The sequence below is a fragment of the Bacteroidota bacterium genome, assembly GCA_016711505.1.
Lineage (GTDB): Bacteria > Bacteroidota > Bacteroidia > AKYH767-A > 2013-40CM-41-45 > JADKIH01.
The window spans coordinates 605302-622176 of sequence record JADJSV010000001.1 but is presented as its reverse complement, the minus strand read 5'-3'; the positions used below and the strand labels follow the sequence as shown (position 1 = coordinate 622176).

At 38.1% G+C, this 16875-nt stretch carries 11 protein-coding genes and 1 pseudogene; 3 read left to right on the top strand and 9 right to left on the bottom strand.

Annotated elements, in window-relative coordinates:
* Nucleotides 1–139 precede the first annotated feature (139 nt).
* From IPL24_02650 to IPL24_02640, 3 genes and pseudogenes are all read right to left on the bottom strand, one after another.
* Nucleotides 140–2357, bottom strand: a pseudogene (locus IPL24_02650) (bifunctional (p)ppGpp synthetase/guanosine-3',5'-bis(diphosphate) 3'-pyrophosphohydrolase).
* 15 nt (nucleotides 2358–2372) lie between these two features.
* Nucleotides 2373–3404, bottom strand: a complete 1032-nt coding sequence (locus tag IPL24_02645) for a fumarylacetoacetate hydrolase family protein (protein MBK8362598.1) — start codon at nucleotides 3402–3404, stop codon at nucleotides 2373–2375.
* 343 nt (nucleotides 3405–3747) lie between these two features.
* Entirely contained in the window at nucleotides 3748–6498 is a 2751-nt protein-coding gene (locus IPL24_02640) for a T9SS type A sorting domain-containing protein (protein ID MBK8362597.1), read from the bottom strand.
* A 296-nt stretch (nucleotides 6499–6794) separates the two neighbouring features.
* Between IPL24_02640 and IPL24_02635 the strand changes: the two genes are divergently transcribed.
* On the top strand, nucleotides 6795–8030 hold the full coding sequence (locus tag IPL24_02635) for a homogentisate 1,2-dioxygenase (GenBank protein ID MBK8362596.1): 1236 nt from the start codon (nucleotides 6795–6797) through the stop codon (nucleotides 8028–8030).
* 8 nt (nucleotides 8031–8038) lie between these two features.
* Here IPL24_02635 and IPL24_02630 read toward each other — a convergent pair whose 3' ends face one another.
* Both IPL24_02630 and IPL24_02625 read right to left on the bottom strand, forming a co-directional pair.
* On the bottom strand, nucleotides 8039–9307 hold the full coding sequence (locus IPL24_02630) for a serine hydroxymethyltransferase (protein ID MBK8362595.1): 1269 nt from the start codon (nucleotides 9305–9307) through the stop codon (nucleotides 8039–8041).
* A gap of 44 nt (nucleotides 9308–9351) precedes the next feature.
* Nucleotides 9352–10344, bottom strand: coding sequence for an NTP transferase domain-containing protein (locus IPL24_02625; protein MBK8362594.1), 993 nt, complete (start codon nucleotides 10342–10344; stop codon nucleotides 9352–9354).
* Between the two features lie 91 nt (nucleotides 10345–10435).
* Here IPL24_02625 and IPL24_02620 point away from each other — a divergent pair, with 91 nt between their 5' ends.
* Nucleotides 10436–11377: a nitronate monooxygenase gene (locus IPL24_02620; protein MBK8362593.1), complete on the top strand. Its 942-nt coding sequence runs from the start codon at nucleotides 10436–10438 to the stop codon at nucleotides 11375–11377.
* Between the two features lie 125 nt (nucleotides 11378–11502).
* Here IPL24_02620 and IPL24_02615 read toward each other — a convergent pair whose 3' ends face one another.
* The 3 genes from IPL24_02615 to IPL24_02605 are packed head-to-tail and all read right to left on the bottom strand — an operon-like array spanning nucleotide 11503 to nucleotide 14098.
* Nucleotides 11503–12555 carry an FAD-binding oxidoreductase gene (locus tag IPL24_02615; GenBank protein ID MBK8362592.1) on the bottom strand — a complete coding sequence of 351 codons (1053 nt, stop codon included), beginning with the start codon at nucleotides 12553–12555 and terminating at the stop codon, nucleotides 11503–11505.
* On the bottom strand, nucleotides 12555–13436 hold the full coding sequence (locus IPL24_02610; protein MBK8362591.1) for a PD40 domain-containing protein: 882 nt from the start codon (nucleotides 13434–13436) through the stop codon (nucleotides 12555–12557). The genes IPL24_02615 and IPL24_02610 overlap by 1 nt, the downstream gene beginning before the upstream one ends.
* Complete coding sequence (locus IPL24_02605; GenBank protein MBK8362590.1) at nucleotides 13433–14098, bottom strand: hypothetical protein; 666 nt, start codon at nucleotides 14096–14098, stop codon at nucleotides 13433–13435. Before IPL24_02605 ends, IPL24_02610 begins: the two co-directional genes overlap by 4 nt.
* A 49-nt stretch (nucleotides 14099–14147) precedes the next feature.
* Here IPL24_02605 and IPL24_02600 point away from each other — a divergent pair, with 49 nt between their 5' ends.
* Nucleotides 14148–16388, top strand: a complete 2241-nt coding sequence (locus IPL24_02600) for a T9SS type A sorting domain-containing protein (protein MBK8362589.1) — start codon at nucleotides 14148–14150, stop codon at nucleotides 16386–16388.
* A 54-nt stretch (nucleotides 16389–16442) separates the two neighbouring features.
* On the opposite strand, the gene IPL24_02595 is transcribed toward IPL24_02600, so the two are convergent.
* Nucleotides 16443–16868 carry a Rieske 2Fe-2S domain-containing protein gene (locus IPL24_02595; GenBank protein MBK8362588.1) on the bottom strand — a complete coding sequence of 142 codons (426 nt, stop codon included), beginning with the start codon at nucleotides 16866–16868 and terminating at the stop codon, nucleotides 16443–16445.
* Nucleotides 16869–16875 lie beyond the last annotated feature (7 nt).

Genomic DNA, 16875 nt, shown 5'->3' with positions numbered 1-16875 from the left:
TTTTTTTAGTTCAAAGTTCAAGGTTCAAAGTTCAAAGTTGGCTTCGAACTTTGAGCTGCTTAAGCCAACTTTGAACTTTGAACTTTGAACTTTGAACTTTGAACTTTGAACTTTGAATCTTGAACCTTGAACATTAACCTTACTGTTTCCCATCAATCCTCGACACTGTAAGAATCCCATGAATCTCCTTGAGTTTCTGGATCAACTTATCGAGATGATGAGTATCGTGAACAAACAACATGATCGTTCCTTCGAAGATCCCGTCGTTTGATTCAATACTGATGCTTCTCATGTTTACTTTTAATTCACTCGAAATCACTTTCGAGATTTTATTTACAACACCAACTTCATCGATTCCTGTCATTCGTACTCCAGCAAGGAAAGCGATCTGATGCTGATTCGTCCATTTTGCTTTTACGATTCGATAGGCATAATTCGACATAAGCTGAATTGCATTTGGACAATTGATACGATGAATTTTGATCCCGTCGTTGATCGTAATAAATCCAAAAACGTCATCACCGGGAATCGGACTACAACAAGGAGATAAGTTTGTAATCGATCTTATCCAGATTCTCTCCGATAACAAGCATGTCGCTGGATCCACGGATGTTCTGGACCATTTGTTCCAGCGACTTCGGTTCGATGCGTTGTGGTGTCTTTGCTTTGATCACACCTTTTTCATCGACGAATTCTTTCAGGTCGGAAATATCAATTACACCTTTTGCAATTCTGTAATATAATTCGAGACTGCTTGGAATCTTGTAGTAGGCGAGGAGTTCATTGATATTGTCATTATTGAAATCGATCTTCAGATGACGGAATTTCCGCATGAGAATTTCTTTTCCGTCTTCACCGAATTTTTTCTTCTCTTCCTTTAATGCCGTTTTTATTTTCGATTTTGCTTTTGCAGTAACGACATACGAAAGCCAGTCTTCTTTAGGAGTTTGTTTGTTGGACGTAAGAATTTCTGCCTGATCACCACTTCTCAGTTTATGAGAAAGAGGAACAAGTTTATGATTTACTTTTGCACCAATACATTTACTTCCAAGGTCAGTATGAATTTCAAAGGCAAAATCCAATGCTGTTGCTCCGGAAGGAAGTGTTTTCATATCACCACCCGGAGTAAAAACAAAGATCTCATCAGAAAACAAATTCAGTTTGAAGTCGTCAATGAAATCGAGTGCATTTGTCTCCGGACTTTCGAGCAATTCGCGGATTTTTTCTATCCACTCATCGATAGCAGATTCTGCTGATGACTCTTTGTATTTCCAGTGCGCAGCATAACCTTTTTCAGCGATCTCATCCATTCTTCTTGACCGGATCTGAACTTCCACCCATTTTCCATTGGGGCCCATGACGGTGGTATGCAATGATTCGTAACCGTTAGCTTTTGGAGTAGAGATCCAGTCACGCAAGCGGTCAGGATTAGGATGATAAAAATCCGTTATGATCGAATATGCTTTCCAGCACATTGGTTTTTCATTTTCTTCATCGGTATCAATGATGATACGGATTGCAAAAAGATCGTAGATCTCTTCAAAAGAAACACCCTGACGTTTCATTTTACTCCAGATAGAATGAATAGATTTCGAACGCCCTTTGATGTCAAACTTAAAATCCTGTTTGATAAGTTCATTCTTTATCGGTTCAGAGAATTCATTTATGAAACGATTTCTTTCTTTTCTGGTTTGTTGTACTTTATCGTAAATGTTATTATAGATCTCCGGTTCAGTGAACTTCATCGAAAGATCTTCAAGCTCTGTCTTGATAGAATATAATCCTAATCTATGTGCAAGAGGTGCATACAAGTATGCCGTCTCTGATGCTATCTTCAATTGCTTATCGCGGCGCATACTTTCAAGAGTACGCATGTTGTGCAAACGATCGGCAAGTTTAATTAAGATCACACGCACATCATCAGAAAGAGTCAATAACATCTTCCTGAAATTCTCAGCCTGTAATGAAGTTCCTTTATCGAATACTCCTGCAATTTTTGTTAATCCATCAACAATTGATGCAGCTTTTTCTCCAAAGTTACTCTTGATATCTTCAAGAGTCATATGAGTATCTTCAACTGTATCATGCAGCAATGCACAAACAATTGCAAGCGGACCTAATCCGATCTCTTCAGCACAGATCTGCGCAACGGCTAATGGATGTAAAATGTATGGCTCACCCGTCTTGCGGCGCATATCTTTATGCGCTTCCATCGACATATCGAATGCCTGGCGGATGGTCTTCTTATCACCTTTACCGAGAGATGGTTTTAAAGCACGCAATAAAGCACGATAAGCTTTAAGGATCATATCCTTTTCAGCTTCTGCAGTGTTTATTGTGGGAAGTTGTTCAGCCATAAAAATGAAATGCGCTTACGCTGTAGTTTCACTGAATTTTTTCAATGCGAGAATTGAAAAATCTGAATTATCTTTTTTGATAGTATTGGATAAATGGCCAAGTCCTTTTACATCCATTTCAACAACATCATTTGGTTGCAACCATTGCACTTTGTAATTCGGATCATTTAAAAGTCCGGTTCCATTTAGTTCAAGAAAACAACCTGTACCAACAGTTCCAGAACCGATCACATCACCAGGAAGAATATCCACACCATAAGCACAACGTTCGATGATCTCAGCAAATGTCCAGTCCATCTCTTTCATATTACCCTGAGAAACTACTTTACCATTTACTTTGCAAGTCATTGGAAGATCATAAGCATTACCAACATGACCCGGTTTAGCAGGAACTTTATATTGTTCAAGTTCATCGGGAGTAACTAACCATGGACCAATCACGGTTGAAAAATCTTTTCCTTTGGCAGGTCCCAGATTCAACGCCATTTCTTCCATTTGCAGAGTACGGGCACTCATGTCGTTCATGATCATGTATCCGGCAATGTATGAATCAGCATCAGCTGCTTTTACATTGCGTCCTTTTTTACCGATCACTATTGAAACTTCCAGTTCGAAATCAAGTTTCTGAAAATGATCGGGCATGCATACAACATCACCGGGACCTTGTACAGCATTATGATTAGTAAAATAGAAAATAGGGTATTGGTCAAATTCTGTTATCATAGGAACCTTGCGGTTTCTGCGAGCAGCTTCAACATGCTGTCTGAATGCATATCCGTCGCGGCATGAAGTCGGGTGGGGAACAGGGGCAAGTAACGCATCGCTATTGACGTTTGCAGCTATAGCTTTGATCGACTTATTTATGATACCGGTGTTGACTTCATGAGCAATTTTCATTGCATCACTTCCGCCGTTTAAAAAAGCAGCCATTGAATCAGGCAACTGTTTTCCGATCAGACCGGCATTTTCCGGTAGATTGTAAATAGTATTTTCAACAAAAAGGCCTAAATGTTCACCATTGTTGGCCAGGTAACTAACTAATTTCATCCCGTTTTTTTTAGTAGTGCAAATATACTAAAATTAAGGGTTAAAGGGGCAAGTGTTTTGGTGGTTTATTTCCCGCAGAGTTGCGCAGAATACGCAGAAAATCCGCAGAGCTCCCTACGGGAGCAGAAAAAAATATTTAATTATGTTCTTTTCTAAAAAGGACCACAAATATTATTTTTAGAACAATCTGATATGAATATAATTATCCATCCCGAAGGGATCTCTGCGGATTTTCTGCGTATTCTGCGCAACTCTGCGGGAGATAATTGAAAACAAAAAAGGCCCCACCTAAGGAGCCTCTTTTGCCTAACCAATATTCCTAACTAAACCATGAAAAATATTTTTAGTTGATGAGTAATTTTTCTCTGATCACTGTTTCGCCGTCTGTTGCATTTATAAAAAATACAGCACCGGTTTTTAAGTAATACTCATCAATTTGAATTTCGACTGAACCATTTTCTGTTGTTCTGTAAGTTGCAGGAATTGTACGTCCTGTTATATCCTGAACAACAACTACTGCATTCTCAAGATTTGTTTCACCTGAAAGGTGAACGATACTTGTACTAGCAGGATTAGGATAGATCACAAATGATCCTTTGTTTTTATTTTGTACAACAGCAGCAGGGAAGTATTCAAAATTTCCATCAAAGTCTGTTTGTTTCAGACGGTAGTATGAAATTCCACGTAATGCTTGCTGATCTGTGTATGAGTAACTTTTTGATGTTGTTGAATTTCCCGCTCCATCGACCTGAGTAATTTCAGAATAATGGATGTTGTCAGTAGATCTTTCAAGAGTAAAGAAATCGTTATTGATCTCTGATTCAGTTGTCCATTTTACCGCAACATTTTTTCCTTCAAAGGCAGCAGTGAATGAAGTAAGTGAAACCGGAAGAGCATTACCACCACCCGGAGGATTAGCCAGAGCAAAATAAGTATTGAAGCTGGTAAACAGTCCTGATGTAATATTTCCTACCCAGTTTGCCGTAGCAGTTCCGCCAATATTTCTCCATTGAGAAACGCCGTCATCATGCGCAACAGTAAGAGTGTTTTTATCGCCTACAACATCATCTGTATTGTAATACATCTGAATTCTTCCGCTTGTGAAATTACTTACTGCTGAGCGAATGATACGTGTATAACGTACCGCTGAAACGTTTGCAATTGTTGGTGGATATGTGTAAGGCAATGCAGTTGCCGGTGAATTATTTACTTCTGCTCTGTAAGTAACTGAAAGAGCATTGTTATGAGTTACAGTTAAAACAACAGGACGATATGCTGAACCTTTTCCAACAGGGAAAGTTCTTGCAGTAAGTGCAGCTGATGCAACAGTATGGACCATAGGACCATCAACATAACTCGTGCTCGAACCGATCGTAGCAGATGCGGTAGATGTACAAGTTAGTACGTTTGCATTTGTAGTTAATAATTTACCATTCACCATCGTGAGGAAATTAGTAACATTTGTTGGCTTGTTAAGCGTGATATGACTTGCGTTGTTTATGCTTAGATTATAGAAAGTAGTTGTATTCGGTCCACCAATTGCCTGTGCTCCTGATGTATTGAATGTAACTGTACTCAATCGTTGCTGGAATGTACCGGCATTGTACAATGCTTCGACACCATTGCAGGTAGTCATGAGGGTCATCGTTTTTGAGTCTCCAACAGCACCGCCAATTGAACGAATGTCAAATGTTTTATTTACATCAATGTATAAACTTAGAATTCTGAAATTTGTAGTTGATCCATATGAAGTTGCCAGAGTGATGGCATTACCTGCGCTTCCTGATACTCTGAAATGCGGTTGCGTTACGTTTGCATAAGGTCTGAAATTAAATACAGCACCTGCAGCAGTTGACGCATTACCAAATTGAAGAATACCACCATTAGAAGTTACGCTACCATTTGTTCCCGGTACTGCAAAATCTACTGTAAGTGCTCCGTTGGTATTTGGACGCTGGAATGTTATAGTTCCGGCATTCATGTAAAAAGTACTGGTAGCAACATCATTCAGATATAATAACTGACGATTTGAGCCTGTACTTCCTGAATTAATAGTAACTGCTCCACCTGTCATTCGGAAATGAAAGGGTTCGGTACTGGATGCCGTTCCATAAGTAATTCCACCATGTACTTCAAGTGAACCTGCAGAGATATCTAACTTTGGAATAGTTGCTCCATTCTGATCATATCTTAATCCTTGTATACCATTTGTTTTACCTATTTTTACTGTTCCGCCTGTTATGTACATTTCCCCTTGAATCACAACGTTGTCTGCATTCGATGCAAACCACATAGTTCCTAATGGAATCTGGTATTTCATGTTAGGCCCAATCGTGAAAGTTGCTGCTGTAGGATTTATCAGGTAAGTTCCTGAGTTGTTATGAATGTAAGTTCCATACGTTCCAATGAAACTACGTATACCTGATTCAAACGTACTTGTCTGAACATTTAATGTGAAGGCAGTAGATAATGTTTTATTTAAAGTGACATTGTTAAGATCCCATGTACCGGTTCCGGAAACAATGCTATTAGAATTTGTATTAAATGAAAGATTGACAAGCTGACCTGCGCCAACATAAAAATCAACCTGACCATAATTAGTAAAGTTTTTTGAAACGTTCACCTGATGTGTCCGGATCACTGCTGAATTGTAATAGAACCGTGCACCTGTATTTACAGTTACACTTCCGCTTACATTGACAGTGTAATTGGATGTTGATCTGAATTCAAGTGTTCCTGATACACCTTGACCTATATTAATAGTACCAACATTGACAGCAGCATTGATCATGACAGTATAACCATCACCAATATTTGCTACGTCACCTGCAGATGGGAATGTTCCGGAATTTGTTGCATTACCATATCCAACAGTTGACCATGTTGAAGCTACGTTCCAATTACCTCCGGATGTCCGGGAATAATAAGTGACAGCAAACATGTTTGTTGAAAATAGCAGGAACAATACAAGAACAACACTCAACTGGCGTCCGTTTTTTACAGTCGGTACTTTAATACCGCTTTTAGAAGCTCTTTTTAGTTGAGACAGGTGCGATAAAAATTCTATCATAACCTGTAATTTCGATTTTTTCATGTGTTCATTATTTAATCAAATGGTACGGACACAATACATGGTATCCGCTTAGCAAGTTAATCGCATTTGAAGCGGCTAAGTTTTTAGAATGACGGCAAAGACTTACAGTTGTAAGAAGAGTGGCATTTGGTATTCAATATTTATAGAAGGAGCAGTTGAAAATGGGTTTTGATTCGATTATTCTTAAAATTTCCATGATTTCTATCACTTAATTTTTAAAAATAGATTTTTTCATGATAAAAATTAAGGTTTGATTTGGCAGGAAATGGTTAAATTTGACGTGTAAAAAATATCTTATGGCTCAACACCACAAACTGCGCAGTCTTCCTCCTAAGCCACATACACAATTCAGAAAACCAAATCAGGAATTATATGCAGAAGAATTGGTTTCAACTCACGGCTTTTCGAATGTCTACTCACTGATCTATCATTGTTATCCGCCTACAATGGTAAAATCCATTGGAGAATCTTTTTCAGTTGCGCCGGAAATAGCATTTGAAAAATCTTTGAAACATCAGAGCTTCGAAGGCTTCAATGTTATTCCGACATCAGATTATTTGCGTAGCAGAGTTCCGGTATTAGTGAATTCGGATGTACATATTACACTCGCTTCACCACAGGCATCAATGAAAGATTATTTTTTCAAGAATGCCGATGCCGATGAAGTGATCTTTATTCACGAAGGAAGTGGAACAATAAAAACTATTTATGGTCAGCTTGAATTTAAATATGGTGACTATTTAGTTGTTCCAAGAGGAACGGTCTACCAATTGCATTTTACTGATAGCAACAACAGACTTTTCATCGTTGAATCTTTTACTGCAATTGAGTTTCCGAAAAGATACAGAAATGCTTACGGTCAATTAGAAGAGCATTCTCCATTCTGTGAGAGAGACATCCGCAAACCTGAAAAGCTGGAGACGATTGATCAGAAAGGTGAATTCAAGATCATGATCAAAAAACAGGGTATTGTTTATCCTTACATTTATGCAACGCATCCTTTTGATGCCATCGGATGGGATGGAAATTTATATCCCTACATCTTATCAATTCATGACTTCGAACCGATCACAGGAAGATTGCATCTGCCGCCACCAATACATCAGACATTCGAAGCGAATAATTTTGTGATCTGCTCATTTGTTCCGCGCCTATACGATTATCATCCATTAAGCATTCCTGCTCCTTACCATCATAGTAACATTGATTCGGATGAAGTTCTCTATTATGTTGATGGAGATTTTATGAGCAGAAAAAAAGTAACCCGTGGTATGATCACATTGCATCCGGCAGGAATTCCGCATGGTCCGCATCCGGGCACTGTTGAAAAAAGTATCGGTCAAAAAGAAACAAAAGAATTAGCAGTAATGGTCGATACCTTCAGGCCACTTTCAATAACCAAACAAGGCCTGGCAATTATGTCGGAGGATTATTTTGGGAGTTGGATAGAAGTTAGTTCAAGGTTCAAAGTTCAAAGTTCAAAGTTCAAAGTTGGCTGCGTAGGAAACTACGAAGCCAACTTTGAACTTTGAACCTTGAACTAATATAGTGGAAACCGCTCCATCATCGTATTCACTTTCTTCTTAACACCAGCAACTTTCGTTTCATTGTCGTGATTCATCAGGACTTCGTCGATAAGCTTTACGATTTTTTCACAATCTTTTTCTTTAATGCCCCGGGTGGTCATTGCAGGAGTACCGACACGGATCCCGGATGTAATGAAAGGTGATTTGTCATCGAAAGGAACCATGTTTTTGTTTACAGTGATATCTGCTTTCACTAAAATATTTTCAGCTAATTTTCCGGTAACATTTTTACTTCTCAGATCGATAAGCATTGAATGATTGTCGGTGCCATCACTAATGATCTTATATCCTAAAGCGATAAAGGCATTTGCCATAGCTTTTGCATTCTTAACCATCTGAACACAATATTTGAAATATTCATCAGTAAGATCTTCTCCAAATGCTACAGCCTTTGCTGCAATAACATGTTCCAGTGGTCCACCTTGTGTTCCCGGAAAAACAGCGCCATCAAGTACAGCACTCATCATTTTGATTTCTCCTTTAGGAGTTTTGTGTCCCATTGGATTTTCAAAATCCTTGCCCATCATGATTATTCCGCCTCTTGGTCCGCGAAGTGTTTTATGTGTTGTAGTTGTAACAATGTGACAATAAGGAAGCGGATCATTCAGCAAACCACGTGCGATCAATCCGGCAGGATGTGCAATATCTGCCATAAGCAATGCGCCAACTTCGTCAGCAATTTGTCTCATTCTGATAAAATCCCAGTCACGCGAATAAGACGAAGCACCTGCAATTATCAATTTCGGTTTTTCTTTTCTTGCTGTAACTTCCATTGCATCATAGTCTACCTGACCGGTTTCCTGACGAACACCATAGAATGTTGGGCGATAAAGTTTGCCGGAAAAGTTTACAGATGAACCATGAGTTAAATGGCCACCATGAGAAAGATCAAAACCAAGAATTGTATCTCCCGGTTGAATCACGCCAAGCATAACAGCAGCATTTGCCTGCGCTCCTGAATGCGGTTGAACATTAACCCATGCTGCATTGAATAATGTCTTTGCACGATCAATAGCGATCTGCTCAACCTGATCTACAATTTCACATCCGCCGTAATATCTTTTTCCCGGTAGTCCTTCAGCATATTTATTCGTCAGACAAGAGCCCATTGCCTGCATTACTTGTTTACTTACAAAATTTTCAGAAGCGATCAATTCAATTCCATGCTGCTGACGTTTCTTTTCTTTATTGATGAGACTGAAGATCTCTGTATCTTTTTCCATATTATGGTTTATTGTTTTCTTGAAATTAAATGTATTCGAGTTGATCAGCCAAAATCAATTTCTGTGCTGTCACCCAGGTTCAATGATTGACTTAATCCATGCAAAGAAGCATCACTGCCGATTACAGAATGATGTAAAACTGCATTTTCCAGTTCTGAATAAGAGCCAATGATAGCGTCTTTCAGGATTGAGTAGTTGATAATAGTATTGTCGCCGATTGAAACATTTGGACCGATAATACTATTACTGATCTGACAGGATTCGGCAATACTTACGGGTGGTATAATTATAGTATTTGGATATTTATCTGCTTCTACCGGTTTACAGTTTTTCTTAAGTAACATTGCATTCGTCTCCAGGAGGTTGTCCTTTACGCCGCAATCATACCAGTTCTCGACAGGAAAAGTTTTGAAGATGACACCATCCGATATCATCAGCATTATTGCATCCGTAAGATGAAATTCTCCTTGCGTCCGTTGATTTTTCGTGATGATGTGTTCCAGTGCATCATAAAGTTGTTTCGTTTCTTTGATCTTATAGATCCCAACCAATGCTAAATTTGATTTAGGTATAGGTGGTTTTTCTACAACGTTTCTTATGATCCCATTCTCATCTAATTCTGCAACGCCAAAATTTCTTGGGTCAAGAACTTTTTTTACACCTAACATTGAACCGCTGGATTCGATAATCTCTTTCAGGTCAACATCGAAAATTGTATCTCCTAATGCTATTATCAATTCTTCATCCGGACTGATCAGATCTTTGCTAAGCCAGACTGCTTGTCCCGTACCTTCACGGGGATCCTGAAGAACAAAACTTGTTTTAAGCGCAGGGTAGTTAGACTTGATATATTCTTCGATTTTATCACCCAGGTATCCAATGATAAAAATAAAATCAGTTACTCCATTGGAAACCAGTTTATCGACGATATGTGATAAGATCGGTTTACCGGCAACGGGTACAAGAGCTTTTGGCTGTGTATGCGTATGCGGCCTTAGTTTACTACCGATCCCTGCAACAGGAATAATTGCTTTCATAATATTAAATTGGTTTGTGCTGATTCCGGTCGGTAAAAGTATTATTTTTGGCGCATATTAAGCTGCTTTCTAAGGCTTAATTGTGCACAATATGAACAATAGAATCACTTCACTTTTCGGCATAGAATATCCTATAATTCAAGCAGGTATGATCTGGTGTAGCGGATGGGAACTGGCATCTGCGGTAAGTAATGCCGGTGGATTGGGACTAATTGGTGCCGGATCGATGTATCCGGATGTTTTAAGGCAGCATATTCAGAAATGCAAAAAAGCAACTTCAAAACCGTTTGGAGTGAATGTTCCACTGCTTTATCCGAACATTGAAGAGATCATGCAGATCATAATAGAAGAAAAAGTACCCATCGTTTTTACTTCAGCAGGTAATCCTAAAACGTGGACATCAAAGCTTAAGGAACATGGAATAAAGGTTGTTCATGTGATCGCTAATAAAAAGTTTGCATTGAAATGTGAAGAAGCCGGAGTTGATGCAATCGTTGCAGAAGGTTTTGAAGCCGGCGGACATAATGGAAGGGAAGAGACTACAACTCTTGTATTGATCCCAATCATCAGAGAAGCTACAAAGTTACCGTTGATCGCTGCAGGCGGAATTGCTTCGGGAAGTTCTATGCTTGCTTGTTTTGCATTAGGTGCAGAAGCAGTGCAAATGGGAACACGTTTTGTGGCATCATTAGAATCATCAGGACATTCATCTTTTAAAAACAAAGTTGTTGAAAGCCAGGAAGGGGAGACAATGCTTGTATTAAAACAACTGACACCTGTTCGTATGATGCGGAATAAATTTTTCAATCAAATAGCCGAAGCTGAAGGAAGAGGATCAAGCGCTGATGAATTGAAATTGATCCTCGGTCGTGCACGGGCTAAGAAAGGAATGTTTGAAGGAGATATGGAAGAAGGTGAATTGGAAATTGGACAGGTTGCTGCTGAAGTACATAAAATAATTCCGGCAGGTGAGATTGTGAAGGAAGTCTGGGAGGAATTTCTCGAAGCGAAGAATAGAATTTCCAAATTATAGGATGTAATTCAAGGTAGAGATTAATCATGACAAACTACGTTCTTCGATTTTTTTAACACTAAGAACATAAGAGTGCACGGATAAAAAGAGCGGTCTCATTTTTAACCTTATTGCCACTTCTGTGTTTATTTTTTCACTTGAAATCTCCTTACATCAACTTCAATGTTCAAGCTTCCACCATTCTCCAGATACTCCACAAATTGATTCGCAAAATACGGAGCCAGCGAAACGCCTTTTGTTCCCAATCCATTAAATATTCCAACGTTGGAAAATTCAGGATGCATTCCTATGACGGGTCGTCTGTCTTTCACTGTTGGTCGCACACCGGAAGTATGTTCAATAACTTCAAAATCGACTTTAAGTACTTCATTGAGCATTTCAAGTAATTTTGTTTTTCCTGATTCAGTTGGTAATTCATTTTTAAATTTCCATTCATACGTAGCACCGCATTTGAATTTATGATCGCCGATCGGAACAATGAACATTCCTGAAAGAAGAATAAAATCTTGTGGTAATTCATTGCATCTGATCACTACAATTTCACCTTTGGCAGGAATCAAAGGAATGAAATTCCAGAATTCGTTCTCAGGACCTTTATAACCTTCACAAAAAATGATCTTAATTGCTTTGATGTCGTTGTAGGTTACTTCTTTTTCTGAAACAATGAGATCTCCAATTTCAAATAGTTCATTCCTGAAACAATTTTCACTTTCGAAAATGTTTCTGATAGCGGAAACAAAAAGAGGTATATCCATCCATCCGGAAGAAGTAATGCGAACCAATTTTATAAAGTCACGGATCTTTCCACGATACAATTCATTGGGCGCATCGTCTCGAAAATAATTGGTTAGATTTTGTTCATCCATTCTTCGCGTCCATTCGTTGAACTCATGGATTGTACCTGTCACCTCAAGAGCATCCATCTGATGGAAAACTTCAGTACCGATTTCATTCTTATAGTCTGAATAAAATCGAAAAGCGAAGGGAAGCGCAACATCAGCCATCCAGCTTTTTACAATCCTTCTGCCTGTGATCGGGTTCACAAGCCCTGCAGCAACCTGCGACGAACTGTTCGGGGAAAATTTATCGATGATAAAAACTCTCTTACCTTTTTTTCGCAGCATATAAGCAAGTGTCGATCCGGCAATTCCTTGTCCTACGATAAGGTAATCGTACATCATGGTTTTTTGCCTTTGAAGGACACGACTGCAATGTACTGGTCATCGGGGCTGATAGCAATTCGATAGAAATCATTGTCCATAGATACAATCGGTCTTCCAATTGCAACCCATGATTTACCTTGCAATTCAAAAACACCACCTTTAAAACCGCAGATCAATGTGCCATCAGAAAAAAATGCAAAATCTTCTGAACCGGGAAGCGTCTCGATAATTTGTTTTACTTTTTTTGATTTGAAGTTGTATGTAGAAAGATACCAGTGTGCGGAATCATTTTTATCAATAAAGTAAAGTTCTTTATTCTTCGGATGTATCTTCATACACCTTCCGGGATTTGTTAATACAAACGTTCGCTGTCCTGTTTTCAGATCCAGAACTTGTAATGAACTGGTATCTTCTACAACGAACATCGTAATCATTGAATCATTTACCCAACATGAATATCCGATGCTGTCTGAATTTTTGACCAACTCTGACTTTGTTGTTTCCGGATAATCCAATACATAGAACCGCTGTCCACCATCTTTATCAACCCTTACAGTTGAAATTTTTGTTCCGCCGCGAATGAAAGTAGGGGAGTATTCACTTTCTTCAGAAGTTGTAATTTGTGTTTTGGTTTTGTCTTTGATATTATATTTCCAGATCTCTGATTGTCCACTATCTTCTACAGCAACAAATAGCAGTTCTTTGCTGTCAGGAGAAAAGCAGGGCTGGTTATCATAACCAATTCGATTAGTGATGTTTTTTGCTTCACCGAAAGAATGTGATTTACCTGTTGATCTGGCTTTAAAAAGAAAGATGTCTGTGTCGGGCAATTGACCTGCACAAGTTATCACTGTTATGATAACAAATAGTTTGGTGAAAAGTAAATTCTTGCTCATAGTTTATATTCTAAGCCGTCTTGTGTTTTTTTCTTCATTAAAATTTCTACATCAGCACTATCGATCGTTGTACTTACATAAGTTGATTTGCTTGTGTATCCTCTGATCAGTGAAAGATTTGATTTGTCAAAATCAAGCACTCTGATTGAATCAATTTGTCCGTTGAAATTAAGGTCACGGGCAATTGTTGAATGGAAGATCCCGCGTTTTCTGATCAATTTATATAATGGAATATTTTCAGAGCGCATTGAAGAGCTTTGTCGTTCGAGGAAAAAGTTTTCTTTAACTTGAAATGATTCTCCCAATGTGTCCTGATATTTTGTCGTAAGCAGAAAATTAACCAGACGTGATGGAGAAAGGATAAACATAGCTATTGTAATTACAAAAATGCTGAAATAGATCTTTAATCCGAAATTTGTATTACTCCGCCAGGCAAGTCCGGACAAAACCAGTCCACTACAAATATATGTCAGAAAGAAATAATTAAATGCGTTTGGATCTTTCCGAAGTATCAACGATGCTATGAATGCAAACAGAAACATTCCATGTATTGCAGCATAAAGGAAAAATTTCTCTTTTGGTGTATTTTTTCCGATTATACTAACTATTAATCCCGCTATAACAGAGATAATAAAGAGAATGATGGCAATATAAAATGACATGTTTTACAGAATATTATTATATTTGAATCCCCGGTAAATTTAAAGAAAGATGAAACAATTAAAACATATTACAACAATAATTCTGACAGTTATTGTTCTGACTTCCATGCTGAAGCCCGATTCTGCAAATGCAGCAACCGGTGATACAACCATTGTGAATGGTTTTTCGGGACTTCTGCATCAGAATTGCAACACAGGAAAAGGGACTTTTCTTTTTCCCTCTGATTCACTTTCTTATTACCGGATATTATTAAAATACAAACTGACTTGTCCCGGATTCGGATGCGATATTTATGACCGCATTGCAACATTAAAAGTTGAAAGAGAAACAGGTGAAGTTGATTCAACTTTAACAGCTTTTCCTTCTTTTACTGTAGATGGAAATATTGTTGATACAATTCAATATATGACATTGCCTTCCTATTCCTATTCTTACGATACTACTACATCATCAATTGATTCAGTTGAAAACCCCACATTTGTAGTCAGCTTTTATTCTGATTCGCTCAATCCTGCGACAGTAACTTATCAGGTTACTGTATGGCCGGCTTATTACAATAATTATGTTTTCGATAGTCTGGGAAATGCAACAGATTCGGTTTTTGTTAATCCGGACGTATCACTTTATCTCGAGTATGATTCATTTTATGTTAACTTCAATGTAAAGGAGCAAATTGAAATTGCGCGTGCAGTTACTCCTTATGGAATGGCAGTAGATCTGTGGTATGATGTAACAGATTACAGAACATTATTGCAAGACAGTGTAACATTTGTTTCGAATGTATGCGGGTATAGCAATGGCTGGTTGGTGACGAATGAGTTTTATTTTATTGAAGGAACGCCACCAATGGATGCTTTTAAAATTACTAACTTATGGAATGGGACATGGCAATATGGAAATGCTGCTGACCCTATCGAAAATCATTTATCTATGATTTCAATTCCTGTAGATACCAATACAGTTTATGAAAAGATCAGATTGATTACAACCGGACATGGTTTTGGAGGTTACCCGAATCAAAATGTAGCTGAATTTTTTGATGTTACCCATACTTTGAATATTGCCGGAACAGATTTTGATCAAAGAATATGGCGTGCAGATTGTGGATCTAATCCTCTATATCCGCAAGGGGCCCCGGGTTATACAAGTACATGGTTCTATAAACGTGCAAACTGGTGTCCCGGATCTTATGTAACCCCTCAGGATTATAATGCCACTCCTTTTATTTCACCCGGTGGAACGCTGGCAGTTGATTACAATATGGTACCTTATACTGTTACGGGTGGGCCTTCAGGATTTTATCATCCTGAATATGCAATTCAATCTCATGCCATAGAATACAAAGCAATTAATTATACTAACAATGCATCAATTGAAAGAATTGCTGCTCCTACAAATGCTTATGAATACAGAAGAAGAAATCCGGGCTGTGATGGCTTAGAGCCACAAATAGTAATTAAAAATAATGGAAGCGCAACGTTGACTAGTCTGAACATACATTATTTTGTGGACAACGGCTCTGTGCAATCGTATGTGTGGACAGGCTCACTGAATTTGATGGATAGTACAACTGTAACATTACCGGCTATAACTTTTGGTTCAGGAAATCATACTTTCACAGCATATATTGATCAACCAAATTCCAATAACGATGAATATTTATTTGATGATACTCTGCGTTCTTCATTTAATCCGGTTAATATTTACAATACTAATTTTTTGAGGATATTGACCAAAACAGATTCATCGCCTGAAGAAGTTTCATGGACTGTTAAGGATGCACAGGGTACAGTCTTATTTTCAAGAAATAATTTTACTTCGCCTCTTACTCTATATACCGACACTATATATTTATCTGACGGCTGTTATTCAGTAACAGTTTACGATACTTATGGTGATGGTATTTGTTGCTACAATGGCAATGGATATTTTCGTATTTATAATGGAAGTGCTGCAACAATAATAACCAATGTAGCAGATTATGGTGATTTCTATAATGTCAATTTAGGAATTGATTTTCAAGTCGGGGTAGAAGAATTAGAATCTTCTGAATTATTTATTTATCCGAATCCGACAACAGGAATTATAAAAATTAATTCGAACATTTTGAATTCGCAATTCTCTGTCAAACTGTTCGATCTGACAGGGCAAGTTGTTCTGAAGAAAGAAGGTGATATTTCAGCATATTTTTCACAACTTGATATATCAGAGTTAAGTAATGGACTTTATATTATTCAGTTTGACCTGAATGGTAGATTAATAAACAAACGTGTTTTAGTCAACAAGTAACAACTGGATTGAATTTATGGCAAATCGAAAATTGACGTTGTTTAAATAGTAGCTTTAAAGTAATCTGACTACAATTGAATCAGCCGTCTGTTCAGTAGTCAGAACTTTTAAAGGTTTCTGGGCCGGTCCGCTTTGAGGAACTCCGGCCAGATTGAATTCACTGAAGTGAACATTGCAACGGAATCCACTCCCATAAAAAGTTACCGGATTAGACGCATGAGTACAGAGCATTAGAATAGCTTTCCATTCACCTGACTTCATTTTGATCAATGCAATATCAGCAGAAGTGTTTTTCGCTTTAACGATCAGAGATTCTTTTTCTGTAAGTTCAGCTATCGGAATCGTAATAGAATTATCATTAATGCTACCATTAAAAACATGCATTGTCCCACAACTTTCCAGAAGAGTTGTAATCGCAGCAACACCGGTTGCGGCCAGACAAAAAGTACATGAGCTCTTGATAAAATTCCTTCTATCCACAAATAAG

Excerpts from the sequence above, each read along its gene's own strand:
- IPL24_02615 (MBK8362592.1), bottom strand. The coding sequence starts at position 12,555 with ATGTACGATTACCTTATCGTAGGACAAGGAATTGCCGGATCGACACTT.
- IPL24_02620 (MBK8362593.1), top strand. The coding sequence starts at position 10,436 with ATGAACAATAGAATCACTTCACTTTTCGGCATAGAATATCCTATAATT.
- IPL24_02635 (MBK8362596.1), top strand. The coding sequence starts at position 6,795 with ATGGCTCAACACCACAAACTGCGCAGTCTTCCTCCTAAGCCACATACA.
- IPL24_02640 (MBK8362597.1), bottom strand. The coding sequence starts at position 6,498 with ATGAAAAAATCGAAATTACAGGTTATGATAGAATTTTTATCGCACCTG.
- IPL24_02610 (MBK8362591.1), bottom strand. The coding sequence starts at position 13,436 with ATGAGCAAGAATTTACTTTTCACCAAACTATTTGTTATCATAACAGTG.
- IPL24_02600 (MBK8362589.1), top strand. The coding sequence starts at position 14,148 with ATGAAACAATTAAAACATATTACAACAATAATTCTGACAGTTATTGTT.
- IPL24_02630 (MBK8362595.1), bottom strand. The coding sequence starts at position 9,307 with ATGGAAAAAGATACAGAGATCTTCAGTCTCATCAATAAAGAAAAGAAA.
- IPL24_02605 (MBK8362590.1), bottom strand. The coding sequence starts at position 14,098 with ATGTCATTTTATATTGCCATCATTCTCTTTATTATCTCTGTTATAGCG.
- IPL24_02645 (MBK8362598.1), bottom strand. The coding sequence starts at position 3,404 with ATGAAATTAGTTAGTTACCTGGCCAACAATGGTGAACATTTAGGCCTT.
- IPL24_02625 (MBK8362594.1), bottom strand. The coding sequence starts at position 10,344 with ATGAAAGCAATTATTCCTGTTGCAGGGATCGGTAGTAAACTAAGGCCG.